This window comes from Brevibacterium oceani (assembly GCF_013623835.1).
GTDB lineage: Bacteria > Actinomycetota > Actinomycetes > Actinomycetales > Brevibacteriaceae > Brevibacterium > Brevibacterium oceani.
This window is the reverse complement of record NZ_JABKDE010000005.1, coordinates 158889-185014: the sequence shown is the minus strand read 5'-3', so window position 1 is coordinate 185014 and position 26126 is coordinate 158889. Positions and strand designations below refer to the sequence as shown.

The 26126-nt window shown below is 66.4% G+C and carries 28 protein-coding genes and 1 pseudogene; 14 read left to right on the top strand and 15 right to left on the bottom strand.

The genetic code is table 11. The features are described from left to right. Positions 1 to 46: 46 nt before the first annotated feature. Positions 47 to 826 carry an enoyl-CoA hydratase gene (locus HK401_RS12745; protein ID WP_181275045.1) on the top strand — a complete coding sequence of 260 codons (780 nt, stop codon included), beginning with the start codon at positions 47 to 49 and terminating at the stop codon, positions 824 to 826. A gap of 47 nt (positions 827 to 873) precedes the next feature. Beyond that, positions 874 to 1806, top strand: a complete 933-nt coding sequence (locus HK401_RS12740; RefSeq protein ID WP_181275044.1) for an NAD-dependent epimerase/dehydratase family protein — start codon at positions 874 to 876, stop codon at positions 1804 to 1806. 29 nt (positions 1807 to 1835) lie between these two features. On the opposite strand, the gene HK401_RS12735 is transcribed toward HK401_RS12740, so the two are convergent. From HK401_RS12735 to HK401_RS12715, 5 genes are all read right to left on the bottom strand, one after another. Beyond that, positions 1836 to 2672, bottom strand: a complete 837-nt coding sequence (locus tag HK401_RS12735) for an SDR family oxidoreductase (protein ID WP_181275043.1) — start codon at positions 2670 to 2672, stop codon at positions 1836 to 1838. Continuing rightward, positions 2669 to 4486: an FAD-binding dehydrogenase gene (locus tag HK401_RS12730; RefSeq protein ID WP_373563654.1), complete on the bottom strand. Its 1818-nt coding sequence runs from the start codon at positions 4484 to 4486 to the stop codon at positions 2669 to 2671. The genes HK401_RS12735 and HK401_RS12730 overlap by 4 nt, the downstream gene beginning before the upstream one ends. Positions 4487 to 4849: 363 nt before the next feature. Continuing rightward, positions 4850 to 5788: a prephenate dehydratase gene (gene pheA, locus HK401_RS12725; protein WP_181275042.1), complete on the bottom strand. Its 939-nt coding sequence runs from the start codon at positions 5786 to 5788 to the stop codon at positions 4850 to 4852. After that, positions 5785 to 6564, bottom strand: a complete 780-nt coding sequence (locus tag HK401_RS12720) for a glycosyltransferase family 2 protein (RefSeq protein WP_181275041.1) — start codon at positions 6562 to 6564, stop codon at positions 5785 to 5787. Before HK401_RS12720 ends, pheA begins: the two co-directional genes overlap by 4 nt. Beyond that, on the bottom strand, positions 6564 to 7442 hold the full coding sequence (locus HK401_RS12715; RefSeq protein WP_181275040.1) for a DUF5926 family protein: 879 nt from the start codon (positions 7440 to 7442) through the stop codon (positions 6564 to 6566). Before HK401_RS12715 ends, HK401_RS12720 begins: the two co-directional genes overlap by 1 nt. A 77-nt stretch (positions 7443 to 7519) precedes the next feature. On the opposite strand from HK401_RS12715, the gene HK401_RS12710 reads away from it, so the two are divergent. Together HK401_RS12710 and HK401_RS12705 are read left to right on the top strand one after the other, a co-directional pair. Next, positions 7520 to 8392: a DUF1707 SHOCT-like domain-containing protein gene (locus HK401_RS12710; RefSeq protein ID WP_258234196.1), complete on the top strand. Its 873-nt coding sequence runs from the start codon at positions 7520 to 7522 to the stop codon at positions 8390 to 8392. A gap of 1 nt (position 8393) precedes the next feature. Then, the gene (locus HK401_RS12705) at positions 8394 to 9266 is read left to right on the top strand and encodes a DUF1707 SHOCT-like domain-containing protein (protein WP_181275038.1); all 873 of its coding nucleotides are present in this window, start codon (positions 8394 to 8396) and stop codon (positions 9264 to 9266) included. Positions 9267 to 9342: 76 nt separating this feature from the next. Here HK401_RS12705 and HK401_RS12700 read toward each other — a convergent pair whose 3' ends face one another. Continuing rightward, positions 9343 to 10257: a GTP pyrophosphokinase gene (locus tag HK401_RS12700; protein WP_181275037.1), complete on the bottom strand. Its 915-nt coding sequence runs from the start codon at positions 10255 to 10257 to the stop codon at positions 9343 to 9345. A gap of 108 nt (positions 10258 to 10365) precedes the next feature. Beyond that, the gene (locus HK401_RS12695) at positions 10366 to 11160 is read right to left on the bottom strand and encodes an exodeoxyribonuclease III (protein WP_181275036.1); all 795 of its coding nucleotides are present in this window, start codon (positions 11158 to 11160) and stop codon (positions 10366 to 10368) included. Positions 11161 to 11270: 110 nt separating this feature from the next. Here HK401_RS12695 and HK401_RS12690 point away from each other — a divergent pair, with 110 nt between their 5' ends. Together HK401_RS12690 and HK401_RS12685 are read left to right on the top strand one after the other, a co-directional pair. Next, entirely contained in the window at positions 11271 to 12095 is an 825-nt protein-coding gene (locus tag HK401_RS12690; protein WP_181275035.1) for a thioesterase family protein, read from the top strand. Further along, on the top strand, positions 12092 to 12937 hold the full coding sequence (locus HK401_RS12685; RefSeq protein ID WP_181275034.1) for an SDR family NAD(P)-dependent oxidoreductase: 846 nt from the start codon (positions 12092 to 12094) through the stop codon (positions 12935 to 12937). The genes HK401_RS12690 and HK401_RS12685 overlap by 4 nt, the downstream gene beginning before the upstream one ends. Positions 12938 to 13482: 545 nt before the next feature. Here HK401_RS12685 and HK401_RS12680 read toward each other — a convergent pair. Genes HK401_RS12680 through HK401_RS12660 form a run of 5 tightly spaced genes read right to left on the bottom strand, consistent with a single transcriptional unit; the run spans position 13483 to position 15794 of the window. Then, the gene (locus HK401_RS12680; protein WP_181275033.1) at positions 13483 to 14076 is read right to left on the bottom strand and encodes an Asp23/Gls24 family envelope stress response protein; all 594 of its coding nucleotides are present in this window, start codon (positions 14074 to 14076) and stop codon (positions 13483 to 13485) included. Beyond that, positions 14073 to 14654 (bottom strand): DUF6286 domain-containing protein, encoded by a 582-nt coding sequence (locus HK401_RS12675; protein WP_181275032.1) that lies wholly within the window; start codon positions 14652 to 14654, stop codon positions 14073 to 14075. The genes HK401_RS12680 and HK401_RS12675 overlap by 4 nt, the downstream gene beginning before the upstream one ends. Beyond that, positions 14651 to 15082, bottom strand: coding sequence for an Asp23/Gls24 family envelope stress response protein (locus HK401_RS12670; RefSeq protein ID WP_181275031.1), 432 nt, complete (start codon positions 15080 to 15082; stop codon positions 14651 to 14653). Before HK401_RS12670 ends, HK401_RS12675 begins: the two co-directional genes overlap by 4 nt. 4 nt (positions 15083 to 15086) lie before the next feature. Then, positions 15087 to 15269, bottom strand: coding sequence for a DUF2273 domain-containing protein (locus HK401_RS12665; RefSeq protein ID WP_181275030.1), 183 nt, complete (start codon positions 15267 to 15269; stop codon positions 15087 to 15089). Between the two features lie 51 nt (positions 15270 to 15320). Next, complete coding sequence (locus HK401_RS12660) at positions 15321 to 15794, bottom strand: Asp23/Gls24 family envelope stress response protein (RefSeq protein ID WP_181275029.1); 474 nt, start codon at positions 15792 to 15794, stop codon at positions 15321 to 15323. 264 nt (positions 15795 to 16058) lie between these two features. On the opposite strand from HK401_RS12660, the gene HK401_RS12655 reads away from it, so the two are divergent. Genes HK401_RS12655 through HK401_RS12645 form a run of 3 tightly spaced genes read left to right on the top strand, consistent with a single transcriptional unit; the run spans position 16059 to position 17552 of the window. Next, entirely contained in the window at positions 16059 to 16622 is a 564-nt protein-coding gene (locus HK401_RS12655; protein WP_181275028.1) for an RNA polymerase sigma factor, read from the top strand. Beyond that, a complete protein-coding gene (locus tag HK401_RS12650) occupies positions 16619 to 17203 on the top strand; it encodes a hypothetical protein (RefSeq protein ID WP_181275027.1) in 585 nt (194 codons plus the stop codon). The genes HK401_RS12655 and HK401_RS12650 overlap by 4 nt, the downstream gene beginning before the upstream one ends. Further along, positions 17196 to 17552, top strand: a complete 357-nt coding sequence (locus tag HK401_RS12645) for an Asp23/Gls24 family envelope stress response protein (RefSeq protein WP_181275026.1) — start codon at positions 17196 to 17198, stop codon at positions 17550 to 17552. The genes HK401_RS12650 and HK401_RS12645 overlap by 8 nt, the downstream gene beginning before the upstream one ends. 172 nt (positions 17553 to 17724) lie before the next feature. Here the strand turns inward: HK401_RS12645 and HK401_RS12640 are convergent, their stop codons facing one another. Then, positions 17725 to 17997 carry a GlsB/YeaQ/YmgE family stress response membrane protein gene (locus HK401_RS12640; RefSeq protein WP_181275025.1) on the bottom strand — a complete coding sequence of 91 codons (273 nt, stop codon included), beginning with the start codon at positions 17995 to 17997 and terminating at the stop codon, positions 17725 to 17727. A gap of 336 nt (positions 17998 to 18333) precedes the next feature. Between HK401_RS12640 and pyrE the strand changes: the two genes are divergently transcribed. From pyrE to HK401_RS12620, 4 genes are all read left to right on the top strand, one after another. Then, positions 18334 to 18915 carry an orotate phosphoribosyltransferase gene (pyrE, locus tag HK401_RS12635; RefSeq protein WP_181275024.1) on the top strand — a complete coding sequence of 194 codons (582 nt, stop codon included), beginning with the start codon at positions 18334 to 18336 and terminating at the stop codon, positions 18913 to 18915. A gap of 182 nt (positions 18916 to 19097) precedes the next feature. Beyond that, positions 19098 to 19979, top strand: coding sequence for an ABC transporter ATP-binding protein (locus tag HK401_RS12630; RefSeq protein ID WP_181275023.1), 882 nt, complete (start codon positions 19098 to 19100; stop codon positions 19977 to 19979). Next, positions 19979 to 21619, top strand: coding sequence for an ABC transporter permease (locus HK401_RS12625; RefSeq protein WP_181275022.1), 1641 nt, complete (start codon positions 19979 to 19981; stop codon positions 21617 to 21619). Before HK401_RS12630 ends, HK401_RS12625 begins: the two co-directional genes overlap by 1 nt. Further along, a complete protein-coding gene (locus tag HK401_RS12620; protein WP_181275021.1) occupies positions 21616 to 22263 on the top strand; it encodes a TrmH family RNA methyltransferase in 648 nt (215 codons plus the stop codon). Before HK401_RS12625 ends, HK401_RS12620 begins: the two co-directional genes overlap by 4 nt. A 180-nt stretch (positions 22264 to 22443) precedes the next feature. On the opposite strand, the gene HK401_RS12615 is transcribed toward HK401_RS12620, so the two are convergent. Together HK401_RS12615 and HK401_RS12610 are read right to left on the bottom strand one after the other, a co-directional pair. After that, on the bottom strand, positions 22444 to 23592 hold the full coding sequence (locus HK401_RS12615; protein WP_181275020.1) for an acyl-CoA dehydrogenase family protein: 1149 nt from the start codon (positions 23590 to 23592) through the stop codon (positions 22444 to 22446). A 37-nt stretch (positions 23593 to 23629) separates the two neighbouring features. Further along, positions 23630 to 24823 (bottom strand): acyl-CoA dehydrogenase family protein, encoded by a 1194-nt coding sequence (locus HK401_RS12610; RefSeq protein ID WP_181275019.1) that lies wholly within the window; start codon positions 24821 to 24823, stop codon positions 23630 to 23632. 217 nt (positions 24824 to 25040) lie between these two features. On the opposite strand from HK401_RS12610, the pseudogene HK401_RS21195 reads away from it, so the two are divergent. Then, positions 25041 to 25544, top strand: a pseudogene (locus tag HK401_RS21195) (ATP-binding protein); the annotation flags it as partial. Between the last annotated feature and the right edge of the window lie 582 nt (positions 25545 to 26126).

The window sequence follows — 26126 nt, the reverse complement described above, 5'->3', positions numbered from 1 at the left end:
GACACAGCAACTGCTCCGGACGTGTGATCTTTGACAGAATGTGACTATGTCCGAATCAATTGTATTCGCGCCGGCAGACGACGGAGTCGCGACCGTGACGATCAATGAACCGAACACGCGCAACGCCCTGTCCCTGTCCGTGATGAATGACCTCATCGACACCTTCGCCGAGGTGGCCCGCCGCACCGATGTGCGTGCCGTCGTGTTGTCAACCGCTAGCCATGTGTTCAGTTCCGGTCATCACCTGGGGGAGATCCGCGGAGCGGATCTCGAGACGCAGCAGGAGATCTTCGATGCCTGTTCGCGTCTGATGCAGATCATCCAGCACATCCCGCAGCCGGTGATCGCGCAGGTGCAGGGAGTGGCGACGGCGGCCGGGTGCCAGCTCGTGGCCACCTGCGATCTGGCAGTGGCGGCCGCCTCGGCGAGGTTTGCGACACCGGGGGTGAAGATTGGTCTGTTCTGTTCGACGCCGATGGTGGCGCTGTCCCGTGCGGTGCCGGCGAAGACGGCGATGCGGATGCTGCTGACCGGGGACTTCGTCTCCGCCGAGGATGCGCTGCGGTTCGGTCTCGTCTCCGACGTCGTGGCTGATGACGAACTCGAAACCGCCACGCTCGACCTGGCGCGGAAGGTCGCGTCCGCCTCGTCGGCCACGGTCGCGATCGGCAAGGCCGCGTTCTACGAGCAGCGTGAACTGCCGGTGGTCGAGGCGTATGCGCGGATGTCCGAGGTGATGGCGCACAACGCGGTTGCGGCCGATGCGCAGGAGGGGATCGACGCGTTCCTGACCAAACGAGAGCCGCAGTGGCGCCACCGCGAGTAGACTGAGGAATCGCAGAATGCGCTGATGAGGACGGGAGTGGTTTCGACGTGGCAGTGATAGTGACGGGAGCCAGCGGCTTCATCGGCGGTGCCATCGCTCGTGCGCTCGCCGACCGGGACGAGACCGTCTACGCCCTGGGGCGCCGGGACCCGGAGATTCCGGGAGTGAACTTCCAGCAGTGGGACATCACCGAACCCGCTCCGCAGGCTGTGACCTCGCTGGCGGCGAAGACCACGGCGGTTTTCCACTGCGCCGGCATCGCGTCAGTCAGCGCCGATGACGACGTCCTCTACGAGGTGAAGGTGACGGGCACCCGCCACGTCCTCGACGCGTTCCCGAAGGCACGCATCGTCCACCTGTCGTCGACGACGGTGTACTCCTCTGCGGCGCCGCATGCCGAACTCTGGGAGGAGGCCGGTCCGAAGGATCCGACCGAGTTCGCCGATGCGTACTCGCGCACCCATGCCCTGGCCGAGCAGCTCATCGCTCGCATCCGACCCGACGCCGCGATCCTCAGGCCCGCAGCCGTCTACGGGCCGGGAGAGACGATGCTCATGCCGTTTCTGCGCGGTCTGGCGAAGAAGGGCGTGCTGCGTCTGCCCGGAGGCGGACGACAGAAGATCACACTGACACATGTCGACAATGTCGTGCGTGCCGCGCTCTCCTGCCTCGACGTGCCCTCGGCCGCTGGACCGTTCAACATCGGGGACCCCACCCCGTACCGACTCAAGGACGCTATCGTCACGCACTTCGCCCGGATGGGCTATGAGCAGGTCGTCATCGAAGGCGTGGCGAAGGACAAGGCACTGGTGGCGGCGAAGCTCGGACTCAAGGTCAAGGGCATGTTCAAGCGCGGGGATGGCGCGAAGCTCTTCCTCGTTGAATACCTGCAGTCAGACCGGACGTACAACCTCTCACGTCAGCAGCGGGTGCTCGGAATCTCGACGACGCAGCACCTCATCCCCTCCCGGTTCCAGTAAGGGGCGGGGGTCCGGGCGGTCGACGAAACTCACCGCTTCAAGCCGTGCTGGGCGGCGACGATCGTCGACATGAGTCTGCGTGGAAGCACCCTTTTGAGCAGGAACGGCAGCGGAGCGCGGCTGCCGACGGCGTAGAACTCCCGCGGCCTGGGCGAGACGATGGCGTCGGTGATCGTGGCGGCGACCTTCTCGGGTGGAATCCCGTTCCGCTCATTGGCATCGAGGTGGTCGAGCATCGTGGCGATGTCCTCTGCGTAGGGCGAACCCTCCTCAAGGTACTTCGTCCGTCGCAGCCCGATGCCTGTGGCGATCGAGCCGGGTTCGACGGTGCTCACCCACACACCGAAGGGTGAGAGCTCCTGCCGGGCGGCCGTGGCGAAACTCCGCAGTGCGGCCTTCGCTGCCGAGTACGAACTGCGGTGGGCGAGCGGGAAGCTCGCGAGCATCGAGCCGACCATGATGATGCGGCCCTGTCGGCGACGTCGCATCCCGGGCAGCACGAGCTGGCTCAGCCGCACAGGGCTGAATACGTTGGTCCGGAACAGACGCTCGATAGCCTCGGTCGGCAGCTCTTCGAAGGGACCGGACTGGCTCTCCCCGGCATTGTTGACAAGCACATCGATCTCGCCGAGCATGCCGAGGCTCTTGAGCTCTTCGGCCAGTGCCTCCGGACCGCGCGGATCGGCCAGGTCGAGGGTGAGGTACCGGACTCCGACGACCTTGTCCGTCGGGGACAGGCGATGAGTATTGCGACTGGTCGTCAGCACCGTGCAGCCCTTCGCGGCCAGGGCTTCGACGAGTGCCCTGCCGATGCCCGAGGTGCCGCCGGTGATGAGGACGGTGAGCCCGCCTGTTCCGGGGTTCACGCTTCTCCTCGCGATCCGCTGCCTGTTGTGCCGTTGCCGGCTGCCCCGACTGACCCGCCGGCTCCGGTGGACCCGCCACCGGTCGCTACCGCACGACCCGCGCGCAGCCCCGAGAAGATGCACCCGCCGAGGAACGTTCCCTCGAGCGCGTTGTACCCGTGCATGCCGCCACCGCCGAAGCCCGTGACCTCGCCGGCAGCATAGAGACCGGGAATCGGCGTGCCGTCACCGTGACGGCGACCGTCCGCGCCGATGACCTGCCCGTCGAGGTTCGTCTCCAATCCGCCGAGCGTCTTGCGCGAGAGCAGGCTCAGCCGCACCGCGATGAGCGGCCCATGGTCCGGATCGAGGATCTTGTGGGGTTTGACCGCACGGACGATCTTATCGCCGAGGTAGGCCCGCGCATTGTGGATCGCCTGCACCTGCGCGTCCTTCGAGAACGCATGCTCGGTCTGCCGATCCCGCTGAACGATCTGTGCGACGAGGTGGTCGTGGTCGATGACGGGTCCGCGGGAGCGTTCGTTCATTCCCGCCACGAGCTCTTCGGTGGTCTCGGCAACGACGAAGTCCGACCCGTACTTCTTGAACGCTTGGATCGGTGCCGGGGCATCAGAGGAGCGCACCCGGTCGAGCGTGATCCGGATGTCCTTCTCCGTGATGTCCGGGTTCTGCTCCGAGCCCGAGAGCGCGAACTCCTTGCGGATGATCGACTCATTGAGCACGAACCACGAATAGTCGTACCCGGTCGTCAGGATCGTCTTCATCGTCCGGTTCGTGTCGAACCCCGGATAGTTCGGCGCCGGGAACCGGTTGCCCTCGGCATCGAACCACATCGACGACGGTCCCGGAATGATGCGGATCCCATGGCCCGGCCAGATCGGATTCCAGTTCTCGATGCCCTCCGTGTACGCCCAGATCCGGTCCCGATTGATCAGGGAAGCCCCGGCTTCTCCGGAGATGGCGAGCATCCGTCCGTCCACGTGGGCGGGAACTCCGGCGAGCATCGTGTCCGGGAACTCGCCGAGGCGGTCGACCGGCCAGTACTTCTCCATGAGTGCGAAATTGTGCCCGATCCCGCCGCTGGTGACGATGACGGCAGGAGCGCGGACGTCGAAGTCCTCGACTTCGTCCCGATTCGACTCGACTCCGCGCGCCGTGGGGCTCGGGGCGAGGACCCGTCCGCGGACGCCGACGACGGCACCGTCGTCGGTGATGAGCTCGTCGACACGATGACGGAAGCCGAACTCGACGAGGCCGGCAGCCTCGGCGGCTTCGACGGGTTCGCAGAAGACCCGGACCACCTCGGGGCCGGTGCCCCACGTGAGGTGGAAACGGGGGACAGAATTGCCGTGCTCGCCCGACCCGGAGCCGCCGCGTTCGGCCCAGCCGACGATCGGGGTCAGGCGCAGGCCCAAGTCACGCAGGTACTGGCGCTTCTCGCCGGCCGCGAACTCAAGATAGGCCTCCGCCCATTTCCGCGGCCAGTGATCGTCCTCCCGGTCGAATCCCGCCGAGGTGGCCCAGTCGCTGCGTGCGAGTTCGAGCGAATCGCGCACCCGCAGTCGCCGCTGTTCGGGGGAGTCGATGAGGAAGAGACCGCCGAGGGACCAGAACGCCTGCCCGCCGAGGTTCGCCCGGTTCTCCTGGTCGAGGATGAGCACGCGCTTGCCGGCCTGCGTGAGTTCATAGGCGGCGACGAGTCCGGCGAGTCCGGCCCCGACGATGATCGCATCGGGTGCGGGCGCGGAAGAAGTGTCCCTGCCGCGGGCAGGATTGTTGTTCTCGGACTTCTCGCTGCCGGGGACACTCATCATCGACTCCTCTGACGCCTCCGTCGGCCGGTGAACCGACGTTCAGTGGGTACAGAATGCCAAAAACAGGCCAGAATCTGGCAATCTGCGCACACTTACTTTCCAGTAGGCTTCAGTATCGCAGATTAGTCGGCGGCCAGGGGCGAACTGCGGCCGGGGACGCGGTAGCGGGTCCTACGGTCGTGGACGCAACCGCCAGGGGCGAATCACGACCGGGGACGCAACCGCCAGGGACGAATCACGGCCGGGGACGCAACCGCCAGGGACGGAGCAGCGTACCGCGGACAGACGAATCAACGGGGCGGCGAAGCGCGTGGTTGCGGAGGCCGTCGCAGCCCACCCCGCTAGTCCCGGCAGCCGAAGCATTCAGTCGCCGAGGGACGACCTCAGCCAGTCGGCGGCTGCGGCGAAGGACTCGTCCGTCGTCGTCGGGTCGACCGGTGCCACTGTGCCGTCGGAGCTCGGATAGCTGCCGAGGAACGAGAGTTTGAGCGTAGCCCGGTGGACGCCCTGGAGCGCCTCGGCCATGCGCGCCTCGTGGATGTGCCCGAGCAGGTCGATCGAGAACTGGTAGAGCCCCAGACCGTCTCCGGTCGGACGGGATTCGATGCGGGACATGTTGATGCCGCGGCTGGAGAACTGCTCGAGCACCTCGAGCAGCGAACCGGCCCGGTCGGAACGCAGCGCCGCGACGATCGTCGTCTTGTCCGCTCCGGTCGGTGCTGGAATCGGGCCGGGACGGGTGACGACGACGAAGCGGGTCACCGCATCCTGGCGATCGCCGATGTCCTCGGCGATGACATCGAGGCCGTAGCGCTGCGCAGCCAAAGCCGGGCACACGGCGGCGATGTGGTCGCCGGCATCATTGGCCAGGTCACGGGCCGCAGCGGCCGTCGACGAGGTCGGCAGGTACACAGCATCGGGATAGTGCTCCGACATGAAGGCTCGAACCTGCGCCTCACCGTGCGGGTGAGAGCCGAAGGAGGTGACCTCCTCCTTCGTCGTCCCCGGCTTCACGGCGAGGACGAAGCGGACGGGCACGACCACCTCGGCGATGATCTGCAGGCGACCGTGCTCGGTCAGGGCATCGATCGTCGCCGGCACCCCGCCCTCGACGGAGTTCTCGATCGGGACGACAGCGGCATCGCAATCGCCCTCGAGGACGGCATCAAGTGCGGAGGGAGCGTTGCGCATCGGCTCGATCGACGCGGTCTCACGCAGGCCCCGGGAGTCGAGGAACGTCAACAGGGCAGCCTCGGTGAAGGTGGCCTCCGGGCCGAGGTATCCGAAACGCTGCAGAGTCATCGGCGGGTCTCCTTCTTCGCATCGGAGGGACCGCCGTTCCGCTTGTCGCGCAGCTGGCGGACCCGGCGGACCGCGATCGCGCGGGCGACGTCGCGGTACTGGGCGGCGCGGTGCAGCTGGGCCTTGAGGTCCTTCCCGGTGACCCGGTGGTGAAGGTCGCATTCGACCTCGTCCACGCGCAGCCCGGCGTTGACGACGTCGATGGTCATGGCCGTTTCGACACCCCATCCGGCGGCGAACGGCAGGGCCGCGTCGAAGGCCTGTCGGGAGAGGCAGCGCATGCCCGACAGGGGCTGGGTCGCCTCGAAGCCGGAGAGTTCGGCGATGCCCTTCTTCGCGAGCCCCACGACGAATCCGAATCCCCCGCCCCTGCGCTTCTGCGCGGGCAGGATCGCGATCGTCATGTCCGCCTCGCCCGCCAGCACGGGAGCGGCCAAGGGGGCGGTGTTCACGGCTGAGTCCTCGAGATCACCGTCGATGAACAGCAGCGCCCGATGGGTCGGTTCGACGCCGGGATCGGCGTCGGAGATCTCCCGATTGCGCAGGGCGAAGGCCCCGGTCATCATGGCCTGGGCCTTGCCCTTGTTCTTCGGGTGGGTGATCACCTCGGCGCCGGTCCGACGGGCCAGGGGGCCCGTGTCGTCGTTCGACCCGTCGTCGACGACGATGACCATGTCGACCCCGGGGATCCGCTTGGCCGCAGCCACGGTGGCGCCGATGCGGTCGGCTTCGTTCATCGCGGGGATGATGGCGGCGACCGCCTGGGGTGTCGACATCAGTGGATGGTCAGCTGGCGGGACACGATGCCCGAGCGGACGCGGCGGGCCTCGGTGCTCATCGGCTCGGTCGTGCTCAGTGCCTCGTCGAGACGCTTGCCGAAGGCGGCGATGGGCTCTTCGACATCGTCGACCTGAGTGCCGAACTCGAGCTCCCACACCGGGATGATGATGCCGTGGGCACGGAAGTAGCCGAGGAAGGAGCCGATGCCGCCGAGGTCGTTGGCATTCTCGGCCTGCAGCCGGGCCATCGCGTCGACGACGCGGTCCTCACCCTCGGAGCGGGCCCAGCGGACATAGGTGCGGCCGGACATCTCGGTCCAGTAGGCGGAGTCGACGGAGGCGAGCTTCTCGGTCGGGGCGACGGAGTCGTTGGCCTGCTGGAGGGCGGCGCCGACCTCGGGGTCGGTCTCGGCCTCGGGCAAGGCCCAGTAGTCGAAGGTCTCGGCCACGCGGACGTCGAACGGGTGGGAGGTGTCGAGGATGTCCTGCAGCCTGGGTCCCTCTCCAGATTCGGTCGTCGCTTCGATCGAGGTGCCCGGCTCCGCCTCGGCGGCGGCGAGGATGCCTCGGGCGACGTCGCGGGAGGCATCCGTCGAGGACACGGGCACCTGCATGCCGGCGAGGATCTCACCGTCGTCACGGCGCCAGGCCTGCCACGCGGCGGGCAGGAGCGAGGTGATGGTGACCTCGTGGCCGCCGTACTCCTCGGTCAGCTTCGCGGTCGCGGTGGCCGCGGGCACGAGTTCGCGCAGGCAGATGAGGTCGGCCTCGAACGGCAGGTCCGCAAACGGCCTGGCGACGAAGGCCGTGGCCTGCGCCCGGGCGAGGCGTTTGGCGATGAGTTCTTCCTTGGAGCGCTTCGACTTCTTTCCCATGGGAGTCAAGTCTAGTCGGTGTGGCGGCGGTGCCCGCATCGTCGACCGCGTGGTGGCATCATAGCTTCGTGACCAGCATGCGACCATCATTCGCCGAACGCGACGCGTACCGTTCGGCGCTGTCCCAGGCTTTCGCTGACGGGCGGATCGAGGAGGGCGAGTTCTCCCGCCGATCGATTCTCGTCGAAACCGGGCAGAGCGCCGATGAGCTGCGCCGGGCACTTGCGGATCTGCCTCAGCCCGAGGTGGAGTTCCCGAGCACCGTCACCCGCGCCGAGGCGCTCGACCGTTCCCGTCGCCGGCAGGCCCCGGGTGGCAAGAAGTACGGACGACGCGCACTGTTGGCCGGCGGGGCCGCGGCCCTCGGCTTCGTTGTCGCAGGTGGTATCGGACAGCTCGTCGGTGGGAATCCCGGGAGTGCGAACGCCGCCGGCGATTCGGACGACGGCGACGATTCGGACGACGGCGGAGACACGCGTTCTGCAGGCGACTTCGTCTACGACCCCGCGGCGCTGGGCGCCGTTCTGCAGAAGATCAAGGACAAGGGCTACACCCACTTCATGAGCATCGACATCTATCCCGATACGTTCCAAGCAGCCGCCCGCAGCCTGAAGTCGATGAGCGGGATCGATGCCATCACCGACTACGGGGACGGGAAGCTCGAGATCAATGCCACCGGACATCTGCCGCAGGACATCGACCTCTTCACCCTCGACGATTTCGCCCTCGACCTCATTCCGGCGATGGCGCGGGCGGCGCAGAAGAAGATCGGAGGGAAGAACGGCCTGCACGTGATGCTCAATATGGGGCCCGGTCAGGTCGACGACAAGTCGGAACCGCTGATCAGCGTCTACGTCGAGGGCGGAGACTACGGCGTCGGCACGGGCGAGGTCGTCTGGACCGGCGACGGAAAGCAGCTCGATTCCGTCCACCGTGCGGATGAGGACTGAGATGGCAGTGAAGAAGTCCGGCCGGAACAGTGCCGAGAAGATGAAGAAACAGGACTGGCGGCCCTCCCGTGATGAGAAGGCCCCGTACATCGATGCCCTCAATGACGCTCTCGCCGACGAACGTATCGGCCCCGATGAGCACGAGGACCGCTTGTCCCGCGCCGAGGCGGCTGCGAGTTTCGCCGTCCTCGACGGTCTCGTCGCCGACCTTCCGTTCGAATGGCATGATCCGACGCTGGAACGGCAGCGCAGATCCGATCGTCGTGGTTTCATCCTCGGCGCGGCGGCGCTGGTCGGTATCGCCGCCGCCTCGTGGGCGGGCACCCGCACCTGGGTGACCAGCGCAGAAGGGACAGAGTCAGGGGGAGGGGCAGGTTCCTCGGACGGTGCGACTCCGCCCGATTCTGCCGCGACGGATTCTGCCGCGGGTGGGGACGAAACCGTTCCCACGAAGCTGGTGCAGGTGGAGAACTGGCGCGCGGACACGATCCCCTCAGCGGTCGAGCACGCGGCTGAACTCGGGGTGACGATGGTCGGAAGGATCTTCGGCGGGGGAGACGACTTCACGGTCAGCGGCACGGACAAGAAGGACCAGTGGATGAGCGTGAACTTTCGGAAGAACTCGCGCCCGACGATCGCCCACGAGGACGAGTACGATTCCTCGAAAAAGTGGATCAGCCCCGATGACTTTCCGGACGTCGACGTCGCCAAGCTCTACCGTGAGGTGAAGTCGGAACTCGCTGGAGACAAGAAGAGCCACCAGCTCGACATCGGCTACGCCACGTTCTCCCAGCGGTGGCTGATCACGATCTCGGACGGGTCGGCGTACTTCTCGTGGACTCTCTACGGTCTCAAGCGCGTCACGACCCGCTGACTCGCCACTTCCTTCAACCCTCGTCCATCGAGTCGGCCGTCGCACCCGAAGGGCGGGCCTGACTCGCCGCCTAGCCTCAGGGCTGGTCGGAGACCGGGATGAAATACCGGGTGTTGTGCGATTCGTCCATCCTCACCTGCAGCTTGTCACCGGGATGAGGAAAGGCCGAGCGTTCGGGATTGTCGGGAGTCAGCCCGAGCGTCTCCAAGCGGATGATGCCGTGACGGCCAACCTCGTCGGCGGCGAGGACGTACGAATGATTGAGTTCGCGGATCGTGACCTCGATGGCGGGGTCGGTGGATTCGACCGCCTCGGTGAACGCTCGCGGCGGTGCCGAGTTGCCCATCCCGAGGTAGGCGCCGACGTCGTCGGCGATATACCCGGCCACGGAATCGGCCTGCGCCATGAGCCCGGCGAGGATGACCGACAGCCGTTCCTGCTGGGCATCGGATTTGAGCGCCTGGCCGGGTTTGAACAGGTGCTCCTCTGCCAGCACGCACCACGCGTCCTGCATGATCGTGCGCAGCTGGAGTTCGACGAGGACGGAGGGTTCGGAGTCGAAGGGGACCTCGACGATGAGGTGCCGGCCGCGGTATCCGGACGGTTTCGGGGTTGCGGAGTAGTCGCGCACCTCGGCGATGGAGAGATTCGCGTCGTCGACCGCCTCGGTGAGCAGATCCCACAGGGCCGACTGCTCGCGTTCGGTGCGGCAGACGACGCGGGCGCCGACGACATCGACGACCTGGTTCTCGACCTCGACGGATTCGTGGATCTCGTCATTGGCGTCGGCGAGCTTGCGGCGCAGCTTCTCGCCCGTGCGCATCCGATCCTTGATCCGCCCCTCGACCACCCGGACGCGGTCGCCGGAGAGCAGGGCCATGGGGGCGCGGGCGGATTCGACCCAGTCGTTGACCGTCTCGAGGGCGGCCCTCCACGTCGACTCGCGCCGATCGTAGGCTTCGTCGACCAGTTCGCGGACAGTTGCTGACATCTTCGTCACCTTCCTAGCTCCTGCTTCAACTTCAGCAGAAGACGCCGAGGATGTCTATGGCTCGGCGGCTAATGTTGCCGCGGCGATGCCAAAGGGTGAGACGGCGGCTCAGATGTCGTAGTCGACGATGACCGGGGCGTGGTCGGAGGCGCCCTTGCCCTTGCGTTCCTCGCGGTCGATCGACCCGGCGGTCGCGGTCGCCGCCAGTGCCTGCGAGGCGAGCTGGAAGTCGATGCGCATGCCCTGCTTCTTCGGGAAGCGCAGCTTCTGGTAGTCCCAGAACGTGTAGACGCCGGGGCCGGGAGTGAACTGGCGGGTGACCTCGCTCAGTCCCGCGCCGAGGAGGTTCTCGAAGGCCTGCCGTTCGGGTCCCGAGACGTGCGTGGCGCCGTCGAACTCGGCCATGTCCCACACGTCCTCGTCCAGGGGCGCGACGTTGAAGTCCCCACAGAGGACGAGCTTCTTGTCCGGTTCGGCGGCCAGCTGCGCGGCGACATCGGCCGTCAGCGCCTGATACCACTCGAGTTTGTAGCCGTAGTGCGGGTGATCGAGTTCGCGGCCGTTGGGCACGTACAGCGATGAGACGCGCACATCGTTGCAGGTCGCCGACAGTGCCCGGGCCTCGACGACGGGCTCCTCGGCACCGAAGGCGGGAATGTCGGCGAAGCCGATCTCGGTGTCGGCCAGTCCGACGCGGGAGGCGATGGCCACACCGTTCCACTGGTTGAGGCCATGGAAGCTGACCTCATAGCCGCGAGAGGTGAACAGCTCCTCGGGGAACTGCGCGTCCTTGCATTTGAGTTCCTGGATGGCCAGGACATCGACATCCGAACGATCCAGCCAGGCCCCGATGCGATCGTGGCGGGCGCGGATCGAGTTCACATTCCACGTAGCGATTCTCACCCTCCCACCCTAACCGCTGATCTGCTGTTCTCGGGAGCGCGGAGACAGCGGAGAGCTTAAGCGACCGACCCACGCGGGGACAGCAGCGGGTGAATCGATATTCTGGTGGCATGCCTGAAGCTCCTAACAACCACCTCGGCCACGACGGTGCCGCGTTCCCCGACTCCTGCTATGTGCGCCTCTCAGAGGACCGCCTCGTCTCGACCCTGCACAGTCAGGGCGCCTGGCAGCCCGGCGAACAGCACCTGGCACCGGCGTCGGGCATCGTGCTCGCCGAGGTCGAACGTCGGCTGCCGAGCGACAAGCTCGTCTCCCGCGTGACCTTCGACATCCTCGGCGTCATCCACTCCGGAGAATTCACCATCGACGTCGAGGTCATCCGCCCCGGCCGCACCATCGAACTCGTCGAGGCCCACATGCGCCACGGTGACCGCATCTCCATCACGGCCAGGGTATGGCGGCTGCAGTCCTCGGACACCGAGGAGGTCGCCGGCAGTGAATGGCCGCGTCTGCCCGCGGTCGAGGATATGCCCGAGATGCCCTTCACCGATCGCTGGGGCGGCGGCTACATCGCCTCCCTCGAGGGTCGACAGGGAGCCGACGCCCACCCCGGATACGCCCAGTCATGGATCCGCAGCCCGCACCCGCTCGTCGACGGAGAGGTCGACCCGCCGACGGCGGCCTTCGTCCGCTACGTCGACACCGCGAACGGCCTGGCCGTGCGCGAAGACCCGAAGACGACGTTCTTCCCCAACGTCGATCTCTCGATCCACCTCACCCGCGAACCCGTCGCCGGCTGGGTCGGCTTCGACACGAAGGTCGCGTTCGGACCGAGCGGCCTGGGCGAGACGACCAGCGTGCTCAGCGATATCAACGGCCCGATCGGCACCGCCGCACAGTCCCTGACCGTACGCCGAGGACAAGGCGCGGTATGAGCCGCGAGGTCCCGCCCACGCAGCGAAGCGAGACGTCCCGAGTCCGGGGCGACTCCTCGCCGAGGCGGGACCCGAGTCCCCGTCCGCGTGCCCTCGTCACCGGGGCGAGCTCCGGCCTGGGGCGCGGCTATGCGCGCACCCTGGCTGCGGAAGGCTATGACCTCGTCCTCGTCGCCCGGGATCAGGAGCGTCTGACCGAGCTCGCCGATCGGCTGCGGACGGATCATCACACCCGCGCCGAGGTGGTCGCGGCCGACCTGTCGACCCGGGACGGCATCGATGCCGTCCGTGAGGTCATCGAGACCGAGACCGTCGACGTGCTCATCAACAACGCCGGATACGGGCTGCGGGGCTCGCTGCTGCAGAGCGACCTCGGTGAGCTCGAGGATCAGGATCGCGTGCTGTCCGGGACGGTGCGGGAGCTATCCCTTATCGCCGCCCATCGCATGCGTGAGCGAGGGCGCGGCGGAATCGTCAACGTCTCGTCCCTGGCGGCGGTGACGACGATGGGTCAGTACGCTGCCTCGAAGACCGCGGCACTCGTCTTCACCGAGGCGCTCGCTGGTGAGCTCGCCGGAAGCCCGGTGACGGTCACGGCCGTTCTGCCCGGTTTCATCCGCACGGAATTCCACGACCGCCTCGGCGTCGAACGCTTCGGGCCGAAGTTCATCTGGCTGAGCGTCGACCAGGTCGTGCGGGAATCGCTGCGTGACGCTCGCGCGGGGAAGGTCGTCTCGGTGCCGGGGCGCGCGTATTCGCTTGCGGCGCTGGCCGCGCCCCTCATGCCGAGACCGCTCATGCGCTGGGGCTCACGCGGCTTCGCCTTCACCCGCCGTCGCTGAGTCCGCCTGGAACAGACCCGGATGTCGTTGATGAGAACGGCTGGCCGCATTCCGCCGCCAGCCGCTGAGATCGGCTGGTCCACACTCACCCGCGAATCGGGGGAGACACTCCTTGTGAGAATGTGACCTATGTGGGATTCTCTGGGATGTCGGCGGGGAGAGTTGATCATTGAACTATCGCTCACTGAGCCTGTCACCAGGCCTTCTATTCCGCGAGTTTCTGTGATATAGGCCATTGCTCAAACGAAGACAAGCGGTGAGAATCTTTACAAGCGCCACGAAAGTGTGGTCAAATTGTGGTGTCCGCCCGGTGGGGATCGGGTGGGCATAACGGACGTATGGGGATGCGTCCGGGTACTCGAGGGGAGTGCTGCGAGGACCCCGGGATGTCGCGATTACGCGCCCCGGGGTCTTTGTCATTCACAGGACTTTTCTACCGCTCCGACTTATGGTCACTTTCGGAGATTTCCGCCCAAACGTAGGTCACCAACGGACAATTCCGAGCCCGAAGAGTATCCGATAGCGACCTATATTTGGGCCAGCGGCTACAGCGTGACGCTGCGCTGCCGGCGAGAGCGAGTGCGAGCGATGCCGACCTCGAGGGCCACCGCGTTCAGCGGGGCGCCCAGTGCCAGGGCTGCATTGCCGGCGACGCGATCGGCGACCTCGGCGACGACGGCATCGATGTCGGCGCGTTCATCGGCATCGATGTGGATGAGCAGTTCGGGGCTGCGGGCGGTGCCGCGCAGGATGACCTGCGCATCGGAGACCCCGTCGGTGGATTCGAGATCGTCGGCGACCGCCTCGGCGATGACCTCCGCTGTCACGGTGGTCAGTCCCTTCCGCGCATCGACCTGCATCCGGAACGGCTTCGCGAAGTCCTTGCGCGGGATCTGCACGCTCAGCCAGCGCAGCCCGATGACGGCGAGGATGACGGCGGCGATGATGGCCACGAGTGCCGAATACGGCAGAGCCAGCACCGAGGTGGCCAGCCCGAGATCGGCGCCCGGCTCCCAGCCGGGCAGGATGGATGCTGCGAATCCGAGTCCGATCGCGAGCACCGCAAGCCCGATGAGCAGGGCCAGCAGGCCGACGATGATCAAGCCCGTGCGGTTCGCGCCGGCGGCTGTGCGTCTCATGACTTGCTCCTTCGTGCCTGGACCTTGACCTTCGGGGTGCGGTCGAACGAGATCGAGTCGAACCGCTGGCGGACGACGGCTTCGACCTCGTCACGGATCGGATCGGTGTCGCGGATCGGCGTCGAGAACGTCACGATCGTCGACGTCGCGTTCGACGCCGCCTTGACTCCCTCGACCCCGTCGACGCCGTCGGCCGCGGCGGCCGCGAGATGCGACAGTGCCGAGGTGGGCACAGCGACCTCGAGGTCACCGATGTGATCGGGCGCGGCAGCCTGCATCGAGGTGATCCGGCGGGCGCCTGGGGAGACACCGAGAATGACCGCGATGAGGCCGAGCACCGCGAGGATCGCACCGACGGCGATGACCGCAGCCGAACCCCAGTGGACGTGATCGAGGGAGTCCAGGCCGGCGCCCGAGTCGGTCAGTGGTGCTGTGACCGCGCCTGCGGATGAGCCCGAGGCCGCCACGGCGGCGATTCCGGCCCACCCGAGTGCCACGGCCAGCAGGAGGAGGATGATCGCGATGACGACGGCCGAGCCGATGCGTGCGGGCCGCCTGCGCAGCAGACGAGTGCTCATTGCAGACTCCTTCTTCCCTGGTCGCTTCCGGACGAACGGACCCCCAGCCATCGGACGGCGATGTCGACCTGACGGACGACGACGCCGGTGAGGCGTTCGACCTCGGAGCTCAGCTGCGTACGCACCTGTTCGGTCACCTCGGCGATGGGGGAGGGATAACTCAGCCCCAACGACACGGCGAGCGTGCAGCTGCGTCCGGACAGGGTGACATCGACCGATGGGCGGGTGTCCATGCTCGAGTTCGCACCGATTCCGAACAGGCCCGAGCTCGTCCCGCCGACCCCGGGCAGGTCCTTGAGAATCTGCCCGGCGGTGCGCTCGACGACCTTGTCCGCGATCGTCAGCCCACCTCGGCGGGCGGGTGAATCGCCGCGGTCGGCGGTCGCGGAGGCGGTTGACGGTGGGGTCGCGTCGAGAGTTGACGGCACGGCCCTACCTCCGTGTCGTCGAACGCGAACTCAGTGCCGACAGGTCGAGTCGACCGTCGAGCACGAGGCCGACGGTCAGCCCGAGCCCGCCGCAGATGGCGACGACGAGGAAGGCGAGGAAACCGCCGAAGTAGGCGACGATTCCCAGCGTCAGACCGACGAGGAGTCCGATGAGTGTTTTCGACATGTCATTCCTTCTGCCGAGGTGGTGCTGCGGATGGGATCAGCTGAGTTCGTCTCAGTTGAGTTCGGGCGAGTCCTTGGCGGGCTTGTCCTCGGTGTCGTCCTCTTCGGGCAGGTGGACGTCGGTGACATCGATGTTGACCTCGACGACCTGGAGTCCGGTGCCCTGTTCGACGGCGCGGACGACGTTGCGGCGGATCGCCTCGGCGACGTCGACGATGGAGGTGCCATATTCGACGACGATGGTGAGGTCGATGGCGGTCTGCTTCTCACCCTTCTCCACGGACACTCCGCCGGAGACGTTGGTCTGCGAGCCGGGGATGCGGTCGGTCAGGGTGTCGAAGGCGCGGCGTGCGGCGTTGCCCATGCCGAAGACGCCGGGGACCTCGCGTGCGGCGATGCCGGTGAGCTTGGCGACGACGTTCTCGGCGATGGTGGTGGTGCCCATGTCCGTCACGAGCGGGCTGCGCACGTCGGCGGCGTTGTTCTGGGTCGTCTGGTTCGAATCGGACTGCTTTGCTTCTGGCATTGTTCTTCCTATTCGTTCGAGGGGCATCAGTTTCCAAGTCCTTCCTCGGAAGGACCCTGACATCGGTACAGACGCAGGTGCCGGAGAATCCTCACGCACTGTTTCGCAGATTCTTCGGAAATTTATTCGGGACTGGGTCGAACGGTGCCTGTCCGGGGTCCTTCCGATGCGCTTCCGGCACCTGCCCGGCACTCTCCTGCGGCCAACGCGGGGAACCCGTCCGACTCCCACCCGCGGGCCGGATCTGTGGCATACGATGGGCATATGACAAGGGGAGATGAGCGCTTCGACATCGTCACCTTGGTGGTGCGCGCCCGTGAGGGCGACATCGTGGCCTTCGAATCGCTCGTCGACGAATACGAGCGGAAGCTGCTGCGCTTCGCGTGGCGTACGCTCGGCGATCGGCAGGACGCCGAGGACGTCGTCCAGGACACCCTCGTCCAGGCCTGGAAGTCGCTCGACGCTTTGGCCGAACCCGCCGCGTTCGGCACGTGGATCTACCGCATGGCGTCGAACCGATGCACCGATGTGCTGCGGCGTCGCATGTCTCGCCCGTCCGACGCCTCGGATCCCGACGACCTCGGTCACCACTCCGACGGTGCCGCTTCGGTCGAACGGTCCGTCGAAGCGCGCACCGCACTCGAGCACTTCACCCAGGTCCTCCAGACGCTCTCCTCGGAGCAGCGTGTAACGTGGGTGCTCCATCAGATGGAGGGACTGAGCTACGCCGAGGTCGCCGCGACTTTGGGAGTCAGCGAAGGCAGTGTGCGCGGGCGCATCCATCGCGCCAGGCTCGCCATTGCCGAGGGGATGGAAGGATGGGTATGAGCGACGAAACGTCGAAAGAGACCGACGCTCACCTGCGCGCAGTCATCGAGGAGTACATGGGCTCCTTCGAACCCGACCCGGCGGAGTCGGCCGGGCTGCGCGACCGCATCCTCCGGATCGTGCGCGAGGACGCCTCGTTGGCCCCGTCGACCCGACTGACGACCGAACGCGGGAACGCCTTCCGGATCTCGACCGCCACGGTGCGCGGCATCATCCGCGACGCCGTCGATTCCGTCGACGGGATCCGTGCCCGCAGTGTGAATCCGAAACCCGTGGGCGACCCGGAGGGAAGCGCCGTTGAGGTGGTGCTGACCGTGGCTATGCGCGCCGGGATCTCCTTCGCCCCCACCGCCGAGGCGGTCCGCCGTCGCGTCGCCGAGTCCCTGATCGGGGAACTCGGGATTCCCGCGACGAGCATCGACATCACCGCCGAGGACGTGTTCGTCCCCGGGGGAGACGAGGGTGCCACAGGCGCTGCGGGAGCTGCGGGAGCCGAGGACGCCGCGGGCGCTGCCACCGAGGAGGCCGAGGGAGTCGCGCGGGCCGAGGGAGTCGCCACCGAGGAGGCCGACGATGACTGAACCGAAGGCACCGGAAGCATTCGACGAGGCGGCCGCCTCGCTGCGGATGACCCCTGCGGTCCTCGCCGTCCCCGGAGTCACGGGACTGTCGCCGGGTCTGCGCGACCTCGTGGCCACCGCCGCGGCGCGCGTGATGCGCCGGGAAGGCGGCGAACCGCCGTCGGTCGACGTCAGGACTACACGCGAGGGCGTGCACGTGCGCGTCGATGCGCACCTGGACGCCAGCCGGTCCGTGTCAGGGGTCGTCGACGACCTCTTCGAGATCATCGCGCGTGACCTGCAGGACGCGGATCTCCGCTCGGTCGGCGACATCGACATCGATCTGCGCATCGTCAGCCGCAGCTCCTGAGGCTCCAGGACCCGCGGCCCACCAGTTTCGGCACAGTTTCGGGTGAGCAGCCCAGTTCCGAAACTGGGCTGCTCAGCGCGAACTGTCCCTATCCGCACATACAGAGTCCGCGCATACGGGTCGAGCCCGGTTCGTGTGAACCGGGCTCGACCTGTTGAGAAGTTGTCAGACCTCAGGCGGCCTTGGACTTCGAGCGGCCTGTGATGAGGCCCCAGATGATGAGCACGATCAGCGAACCGCCGATGGCGCACAGCCACGACGACAGCGAGAAGAACTTGTCCATCTCGACACCGAAGATCATGCCGCCGAGCCAGCCGCCGACCATGGCGCCGATGACGCCGAGGATGAGCGTGGCGATGAATCCGCCGCCCTGCTTACCCGGCAGGATGGCCTTGGCGATGGCACCGGCGATGAGGCCGAGGATGAGATATGCGATGAAACCCATGTTGCTCACGTCCCTTCTGAGACTGTCGACCGGCTGGGAAGCGCGGTACTGGGGTGGTGCGGCGACTGTGCGTTCCACGCGGTGCTCACAGCGCTGGTGACACTGTACCGCCTGTGGGCACAGAAAGAGCCAACCCGTGTTGATTCTTTATGACATCGGTACAGACGCGCGCAGCACCGAATCCTCACGCATCGCATCTGTGCTGTCCGTCACAGCTCATCTGGGAGCGCAGACCGCACCTCGGCAGCCCCTCTCATGCCCACCGGAGGCACCGGCGTCCGGCCCCTGGGACAGCGCTGAATGGTCGCCCGATACCCGCGCATTAGACTGGAGACCATGACCGACAGTGCAGACACCCGCAGTGCAGACACACGCCGACAACTGCTCGACCTCATCGACGAACTCGCCGTGGTGCGCGGCAGAGTGACCCTCTCCTCCGGCAAGGAGGCCGACTACTACCTCGACCTGCGCCGGATCACCCTCGACCACCGCTCCTCGCCGCTCGTCGGCGACGTGGTCCTCGACCTGCTCGAGGCGGAAGGTCTGCTGGAGAAGATCGACGCCGTCGGCGGCTTGACGATGGGCGCCGATCCGGTCGGCACCGCGGTCATGCACCGCTCGGTGGTGCGCGGCACCCCGCTCGATTCCTTCGTCGTCCGCAAGGAGGCGAAGAAGCACGGTATGTCCCGCCGGGTCGAAGGCCCCGACGTCGCCGGCAAGCGCGTCGTCGCCGTCGAGGACACCTCGACGACGGGCGGATCCGTGCTCACTGCGGTCGACGCGCTCAAGGAAGCCGGCGCCGAGGTGGTCGCGGTGGCCGTGGTCATGGACCGCGACACCGGCGCCAAGGAACGGGTCGAGGCCACGGGAATCCCGTACCTGACCGCGCTGACGACGAAGGATCTCGGCCTCGACTGAGAGCCGCCTCGGCGAGGATGGACGTCCATAAATATGCGACGGCCGACCCACCGATCACGACCTGGGACTCGACTGGCAATTCGGTCGAAATCATTGGTCTGGTTTGAAAGACGTCTCTCATTTCAACACGATAGATGAGACACTCCCTTAGTATTTGCCTGATGTATAAGTAAGGATGACGCGTGCTCACACTGAAAGAGATTTCCCTGCGCAAGGGAAAGCGGACATATCTGGACGAGGTGAGTTTCACCGCCGAGGCGGGCCGGATCACCGCGATCGTGGGGACCCGTTCGGCGGGGCGGACCGAGCTGGTGCGCGTCATCATGGGGCTGATCTCCGCTGATGAGGGCACCGTCGAACTCGAGGACTTCGAGCTCGACTTCGGCGACCGGCAGAACTTCGGCTACCTGCCCGCAGAGCGCGGCGGCTACCCGAACATGCGCGTCATCGACCAGATCGTCTACCTCGCACGCCTGCACGGGATCACCCTGGGCGCCGCTGAGCGCAACGCTCTGACCCTGCTCTCCCACCTCGACCTGGCCGACCGCGGCTACGCCCCGCTGAAGAACCTGTCGGGGGCCGAGATCGCACGCGTCGACATCGCCGCCACCCTGGCCGCCGACCCCGATGTCGTCGTCATCGACGACGCCTTCGCGGGTCTCGACGCGGCCTCGCTGCGCCTGGTCATGAAGCTGCTGCGGGCACATGCCTCCTCGGGAGTGCCCGTCATCGTCGCCACCGACGACTGGGAAGCCGCGCAGACATTCGCCGACGACGTCATCGTGCTCAGCCAGGGCAAGGTCACCGCCTCCGGCAGTGTCGAGAAGCTGCTGGGCGATCCGCACTACAAGGTTGAGACCAAGGACGCCGAGGCGGCCCGATCGGCTCTCGAATCACGGTCGGGCATCAGCGCGGCGAAGGTCGCGAACCGTGACGACAACGTCATCAGCTTCCACGCCGCTGATGCGAAGACCGCAGCCGCCGCCGTGGCGGCGCTCGATGGCGTGACGAACTTCGAAAGTGTCCGCCCGACACTGGCCGAGCAGTACAAGGAGGCTCTGTAATGGCGCGCAAGGACAAAGGTGCGAACGACGAGCCCAACGAACCGCTCGTGTCGAAGGGCACGGCCGGCGAAGGCATCGACGACCTCGGCGTCCCCATCGATGATGACATCGAGGTGACCGAGGACGACGAGGTGACCGAAGGCGACACCGCCGAGGTGGGCGCGGAGGATTCCGCGGACGACGGGGCGACCGCCGGACTCGACGACGTTCCCTTCGAACTCGCCGAGGACACTCCGGATCCGGACGAACTGCCCGAGACCGGACTGGTCTCGGAATTCGTCGACGTCGGCAACCGTCAGGCCGCTTGGCTGGTGTCGAACCGTGAGAGCACCACGGCGATGCGCAGCCCCTACTTCCTCGTCACGGCCGGCGTAATCATCCTGGGCGTGCTCGCCGCGATCATCACCGGCATCGTGGCCGACGCACAGAAGGACACGGGCACACCGAGCATGGCGATGGTCGGCGTGGGCGACCAGGCCCAGATGTACGAACAGCAGCTGGGCGTGAAGATCACCGATGCGAAGGACGCGGAGGCGGCCGAGAAGCTCGTGCGTCAGGGCAAGGTCGACGCCGCCTTCATCCAGGACCCCAGCGGTCAGGGACAGCCGACGATCATCGCTCTCGACAAGCAGCCGGAGACGCTGCTGGAGAAGCTCGCCCCGAAGACCGAGGCGACGCTGCTCAAGACCCCCGCCGTCCAGGCGGACGTGGCCACCCCGCTGCTGTGGGGCATGGTCGCCTTCGCCCTCCTCGTCGTCGGAGCCCTCGGTGCAGGGCTCTACCAGAACCTGCGCCTGGAGAAGCGCAACCGGATCACCGAGATCATCGCGGCCACGATCCCGCCGCGCGCCTCGGCGTCGGGTCGGATCACGGGAACTCTGACCCTGGTCACCGTCCAGATCGTCGCCGCCGCGGTCGTCACCGAACTCGGACTGTCGCTGTCGGGCAAGACCTCGCTGGCGTTCTCGATGCTGCCGGGCCTCGGTTGGTTCGCGTTGACCCTGCTGCTGACCGCGTGGTCGGTGTTCGCCCTTCTGGTGTGGGCGTCGACCGTGGTCGGCTCGAAGGCACGCACGACCTTCCTGACGATCGTCGGCATCATCACCGTGGCAGGTTTCTTCGCCCCGGTCTTCATCGGAGCCTCCGGCCTGACCGCGAAGATCCTGTCGTGGACGCCGTTCACCTCACCGCTGGGCATCGCCGGACGCTTCTTCGCCGGGCAGGCGCAGTGGTGGGAGGGCCTCGTCGCCGCCGGCATTGCGCTCGTGCTCGCGTTCATCCTCCACACCCTGGCCTCGAGCGCGTACGTCCGCTCGGTCCTCGCCGGTGGCGGACGCGGCGGCAAGACAGTGAAGATGAGCAAGCGGGCTCAGAAGGTCGGTGCCGCGAAGTCGGGATCGGCGAAGAAGGCGTCGGGCGCGTCTGCTGAAGACGATTCCTCGGATGTTTCGGATGCGGATGCGGATTCGGACGACTCGGACGATGCCGACGTGAAGTCGGACGTCGACGAAGTCTCGTCGGCCGCCTCGGCGAAGGGCTCTGCTGCGGCGAAGGACGCGAAGAAGTCCGATGCGAAGTCGGAATCTGTCGACGATGAGAAGGACGCGAAGTCGGCGGATGAGTCCGGCGACGAGAAGTGAGCGAACAATCGTCGGCGCCTGACAGCGCTGAACCGCAGGTGGGGGTCGGTCCGTGGACCGGCCCCTGGCCTGTGGGAGAGCACTTCGACCCGGAGCTGCTGCGCGAGGGGGACCGGCGCAACGTCGTCGACAAATACCGTTACTGGCAGCATGACGCGATCGTCGCCGACCTCGATGTCACCCGGCACGACTTCCACGTCGGTGTCGAGAACTGGCAGCACGACCTCAACGTCGGCTCGGTGGTGCGCACCGCGAACGCCTTCAACGCCGCGGCCGTACACATCGTCGGACGCCGTCGCTGGAACCGGCGGGGTGCGATGGTCACGGACAAGTACCAGCACGTCATCCACCACCCCAGCGTCGATGACCTGCTGAGCTGGTGCGCCGAGAACGACGTGCCGCTGCTCGGCATCGACAACTTCCCCGACTCCGTGCCGCTGGAGACCTACGACATGCCCAGGCGGTGCCTGCTGCTGTTCGGCCAGGAGGGACCGGGGCTGAGCGAGGAAGCCCACCAGGCCAGCCGCGACGTGCTCTCGATCGCCCAGTACGGTTCGACGCGGTCGATGAACGCCGCTGCGGCCGCCGCGATCACCATGCACTCGTGGATCCGCCGCCACGTCTTCGACCAGCCCGTGAACTGACCGGGCCGACCGCCCGGCGTGGCTGGCTGCGCCTCACGAACACAGAGAAGCGCCGAGGTGGCACGATCGGAATCGTGCCGCCTCGGCGCTTCCTGTGTGGCGGGGCTGGACCGCTGATCCGGGACTCAGCCGACGTGGGCGGGCCCGGAGAGTGCCTCCGACTTCCGCCGGTGCCGGATCTCAGCTGAGGTCGGCGGCCTGAGGCTCGATGAGCCCGCCGAGTGCGGCGAGCTCGGCGGTCAGGGAGTCCGCATCATCGAAGGTGCGGGTCATGACCGTCAGGCGCTTGGCGTAGTGACCGATGGGGTATTCCATGGTCATGCCGATGCCGCCGTGCATCTGGATCGATTCCTGGCTGATGTTGCGGGCGGCCCTGTCGAGGACGATCTTCGCGGCGATGACGTCGCGGTGGCGATCCTTCTCGGCTCCGGCGACCTCGGAAGTCACGGCCAGACGCGAGTACAGGGCCATGCTGCGGGCGTATTCGAGCTCTGCGTAGAGGTCGGCTGCACGGTGCTGCAGGGCCTGGTTCGCGCCGATGGGAGCGCCGAACTGCTCACGCGTCTTGAGGTACTCGGCGGTCATCGTCAGGGAAGCCTCGGCGACGCCGACAGCCTCGGCCATGATCGCAGCGTTGCCGAGATCGATGACCTCAGAGAGGACCGAATGGGCATCTGCGGCATCGAGGCGCTGGGCCGCGACGTTGTCGAGCTTGAGGTTCGCGCTGCCGAGCCCATCGGCCTGGCGCTGGGCGACCCGGGTCAGACCTTCGGCGTCGGCGGCCACGAGGTAGAGGCCGAGCTCGCCGTTCTGCGAAGCGGTGACGATGAAGTGGTCGGCGACGTCTCCGCCGAGCACATTGGTCTTCTCGCCGGTGAGCGTGAAGGCTCCGTCTGCCCCGGCAGTCGCCTGGGTTGCCGGAGTGGTGACCTCGTAGCGCTGTCCCGGTTCGAAGGCGGCGAGGGCGAGGAAAGTCTGGCCTTCGGCCACGCCGGGCAGGATGGCCTGCTTCTGCTCTTCGCTGCCGGCGAGCAGGACGGCGTTGGTGCCGAGGACCGCGGTGGCGAGGAACGGTTCGAGTACGAGAGAGCGGCCGAACGCCTCGGCGACCACGGCCACCTCGTTGAAGGTCATGTCCGCGCCGCCGTAGGATTCGGGGATGGCGAGCCCGAGCAGCCCCATCTCGGCGAATTCCTGCCACTTCTCGCGGGAGATGCCTTCGTCGCTGCGAAGGATCTCTTCGCGCTTGGCGGCGTCGTACTCGCTGCGCAGGTACTTGTTCAGAGTGCTGGCGAGTTCTTGCTGAATGTCGTTGAGTTCAAGATCCATTGTTGTCCTCTTGTGAAATCGTGTGGGTGTCGGTCTCTCAGAGGCCGAGCAGCGCCTTCGAGATGATTCCGCGCTGCACCTCGGACGAACCGCCGTAGATGGTGACCTTGCGGGTGTTGAAGTAGGCGGGGAGGGCATCGACGGCGCCGTGCGGCAGGTCGGACAGTCCCTGGCCCTGTACCCGGTCGGAGACGAAGTCGAGTCCCTGCGGGCCGAGCACGTCGACGAGGAGTTCGGAGATGTCCTCCTGCAGCTGCGAGCCCTTGAGCTTGAGGACGGAGGAACGCGGGTCCGGCTTATCGGAGCCTGCGGCCTGGGTCGAGAGGATCCGCAGCTGGGTCATCTCGAGCGCCGTGAGCTCGGCTTCGATCTTGGTCAGACGCGCCGAGAACAGCGGATCGTTCAGGAGGGTGCCGTTCGCGGTCTTCGTCACCGCGGCGTAGGCCTTGGCACGGGCCAGGTTGACCTTCGAACCGCCGATGCGGGCGATGCCGGTGCGCTCGTTGCCGAGCAGGAACTTCGCGTAGGTCCAGCCCTTGTTCTCTTCGCCGACGAGGTTCTCCACGGGGACCTCGACGTTGTCGAAGAAGACCTCGTTGACCTCGTGGCCGCCGTCGATGAGCTGGATCGGGCGGACGGTGACGCCGGGGGACTTCATATCGATGAGCAGGAAGGAGATGCCGGCCTGCTTCTTCACGTTCGGATCGGTGCGGACGAGGTTGAACATCCAGTCGCCGTACTGTCCCAGGGTCGTCCAGGTCTTCTGACCGTTGACGATGTACTTGTCGCCATCGCGCACAGCAGAGGTCTTCAGTGAGGCGAGGTCGGAACCGGCATTGGGTTCGGAGAAGCCCTGTGACCACCAGATGTCGATGTTCGCGGTGGCCGGCAGGAAGCGTTCCTTGAGCTCCTGTGAGCCGAAGGTCGCGATGACCGGACCGACCATGGAGACGTTGAACGGCAGCGGCTGGGGAACGCAGGCCAGCTGCATCTCCTCGAGCCAGATGTGGCGCTGAACGGGAGTCCAGTCCTGGCCGCCCCACTCGACGGGCCAGTTCGGCACCGCGTAGCCGTGCTTGTTCAGTATCTGCTGCGAAGTGACCATGTCATCCTTGGTCAGCTCCTGACCAGTGGCGACCTTGAACCGGAGCTCCTCGGGGATCTCCGTGCGGTAGAACTGACGCATCTGCTGCGCGAAGTCGCGCTCTTCTGCACTCAGTAGGGTGTCCATGCGAACTCCTTATAGATCGTTCAGTAACTTTCCTTCAATGGTACGGTCCGGTGTTCCGGGCCACAAGTGGGCAATGGGTGAGAGCCTCGCCGAGGCGACCCTCCGATGGGAGTTGGGCGTTGAAGTCACAATCGCCTAACTTTGTTTCAGAAAAGTATTACTACACTTATCGCAAGTGGTAATACTGTTTGAGGAATTTCATCGTTGATTCCGAGACGTGAGCCTCTCCGGATTGAACCCCGCGCCGCTGGGCTCCGCATTCCCCACCGCAGAAGATCCCCAGGGGTACGGAAAGCTGAGTGACGTGTCAGGCAGGACCACACACATCCCCCCGGTCGCACCGTCGCGTCGGCTCTTCGGCTATGAGTCCGAACTCTCGACGGTCGTCGATGCGCTCTCCGGGCGGAGCCATCTGGGCGCACTCATCATCGGCGCAGCGGGAATCGGAAAGACCGCGCTGGTGAATGCCGCACTCTCCCGTCTCGACCCCGACCTTGCGGTCACCCGCCTGCGCGGCTCGGAGAATGCGCGGGTCCGGAACCTCGGAATCTTCGAAATCCTGCTGTCGCGGGAGGGCATCGACACAGACCTCCCGCCCGGTCGGGCGCTGTCGGTGATCGGTGATCTGTTCGAGCGCAGAGCAGGGGGCGGGCGCTCTCTGGTCGTCGTCGACAATGCCGATCTCGTCGATGATCATTCCTTCGCAGTGCTGGCCCAGCTGACGGATGCACACAGGATCAAGCTCATCACCGCCGCCGAATCCGCACGTCCGCCGGTCGATCTCATCGCCGGACTGTGGCTGTCCGGAAGCGTTGTCAGGATCGATCTGGACGGTATCGACGAGGCGGATGCGGCGGCGATGATCAACAGCATCGGGCTCCTGGAGACCGAGACGAGATCGGTCTCGGAGCTGACCGCACTCGCCCATGGCAATCCGCGGCTGCTCGAGAGGCTGCTGTTCGGGCGGAGCCGGACCAGTGGGGTCGAAACCGCGATCGCCCGGGTCGATAAGTCCAGCCGCGAGGTCATCGAAACCGTCGCTCTCGTCGAAGCGGTGCCCTATGACGTGCTCGTCGGGCTCACCACTCCGCAGACGATCGACACTCTGGCGGAGGATGGTCTGCTCTCGATTTCGAAGGGCCGAGGGGGCGAAGTGAGCATGCACGAACCCGTCACGGCTGAGAACGTCCGAGCCATGGTTCCCCCCTCTCGCAGCCTCGAGCTGCTCACCCGGTTCGATGCCGGAGCGGATCTTTCGGCGCTTCATGGCAGGGCGCTCTTCGGCTACTCCGCGTGGTCGATC

Excerpts from the sequence above, each read along its gene's own strand:
- HK401_RS12745 (WP_181275045.1), top strand. The coding sequence starts at position 47 with ATGTCCGAATCAATTGTATTCGCGCCGGCAGACGACGGAGTCGCGACC.
- HK401_RS12730 (WP_373563654.1), bottom strand. The coding sequence starts at position 4,486 with ATGATGAGTGTCCCCGGCAGCGAGAAGTCCGAGAACAACAATCCTGCC.
- pheA (WP_181275042.1), bottom strand. The coding sequence starts at position 5,788 with ATGACTCTGCAGCGTTTCGGATACCTCGGCCCGGAGGCCACCTTCACC.
- HK401_RS12720 (WP_181275041.1), bottom strand. The coding sequence starts at position 6,564 with ATGTCGACACCCCAGGCGGTCGCCGCCATCATCCCCGCGATGAACGAA.
- HK401_RS12715 (WP_181275040.1), bottom strand. The coding sequence starts at position 7,442 with ATGGGAAAGAAGTCGAAGCGCTCCAAGGAAGAACTCATCGCCAAACGC.
- HK401_RS12710 (WP_258234196.1), top strand. The coding sequence starts at position 7,520 with ATGCGACCATCATTCGCCGAACGCGACGCGTACCGTTCGGCGCTGTCC.
- HK401_RS12705 (WP_181275038.1), top strand. The coding sequence starts at position 8,394 with ATGGCAGTGAAGAAGTCCGGCCGGAACAGTGCCGAGAAGATGAAGAAA.
- HK401_RS12700 (WP_181275037.1), bottom strand. The coding sequence starts at position 10,257 with ATGTCAGCAACTGTCCGCGAACTGGTCGACGAAGCCTACGATCGGCGC.
- HK401_RS12690 (WP_181275035.1), top strand. The coding sequence starts at position 11,271 with ATGCCTGAAGCTCCTAACAACCACCTCGGCCACGACGGTGCCGCGTTC.
- HK401_RS12685 (WP_181275034.1), top strand. The coding sequence starts at position 12,092 with ATGAGCCGCGAGGTCCCGCCCACGCAGCGAAGCGAGACGTCCCGAGTC.
- HK401_RS12680 (WP_181275033.1), bottom strand. The coding sequence starts at position 14,076 with ATGAGACGCACAGCCGCCGGCGCGAACCGCACGGGCTTGATCATCGTC.
- HK401_RS12675 (WP_181275032.1), bottom strand. The coding sequence starts at position 14,654 with ATGAGCACTCGTCTGCTGCGCAGGCGGCCCGCACGCATCGGCTCGGCC.
- HK401_RS12665 (WP_181275030.1), bottom strand. The coding sequence starts at position 15,269 with ATGTCGAAAACACTCATCGGACTCCTCGTCGGTCTGACGCTGGGAATC.
- HK401_RS12660 (WP_181275029.1), bottom strand. The coding sequence starts at position 15,794 with ATGCCAGAAGCAAAGCAGTCCGATTCGAACCAGACGACCCAGAACAAC.
- HK401_RS12655 (WP_181275028.1), top strand. The coding sequence starts at position 16,059 with ATGACAAGGGGAGATGAGCGCTTCGACATCGTCACCTTGGTGGTGCGC.
- HK401_RS12650 (WP_181275027.1), top strand. The coding sequence starts at position 16,619 with ATGAGCGACGAAACGTCGAAAGAGACCGACGCTCACCTGCGCGCAGTC.
- HK401_RS12645 (WP_181275026.1), top strand. The coding sequence starts at position 17,196 with ATGACTGAACCGAAGGCACCGGAAGCATTCGACGAGGCGGCCGCCTCG.
- HK401_RS12640 (WP_181275025.1), bottom strand. The coding sequence starts at position 17,997 with ATGGGTTTCATCGCATATCTCATCCTCGGCCTCATCGCCGGTGCCATC.
- pyrE (WP_181275024.1), top strand. The coding sequence starts at position 18,334 with ATGACCGACAGTGCAGACACCCGCAGTGCAGACACACGCCGACAACTG.
- HK401_RS12625 (WP_181275022.1), top strand. The coding sequence starts at position 19,979 with ATGGCGCGCAAGGACAAAGGTGCGAACGACGAGCCCAACGAACCGCTC.
- HK401_RS12615 (WP_181275020.1), bottom strand. The coding sequence starts at position 23,592 with ATGGATCTTGAACTCAACGACATTCAGCAAGAACTCGCCAGCACTCTG.
- HK401_RS12610 (WP_181275019.1), bottom strand. The coding sequence starts at position 24,823 with ATGGACACCCTACTGAGTGCAGAAGAGCGCGACTTCGCGCAGCAGATG.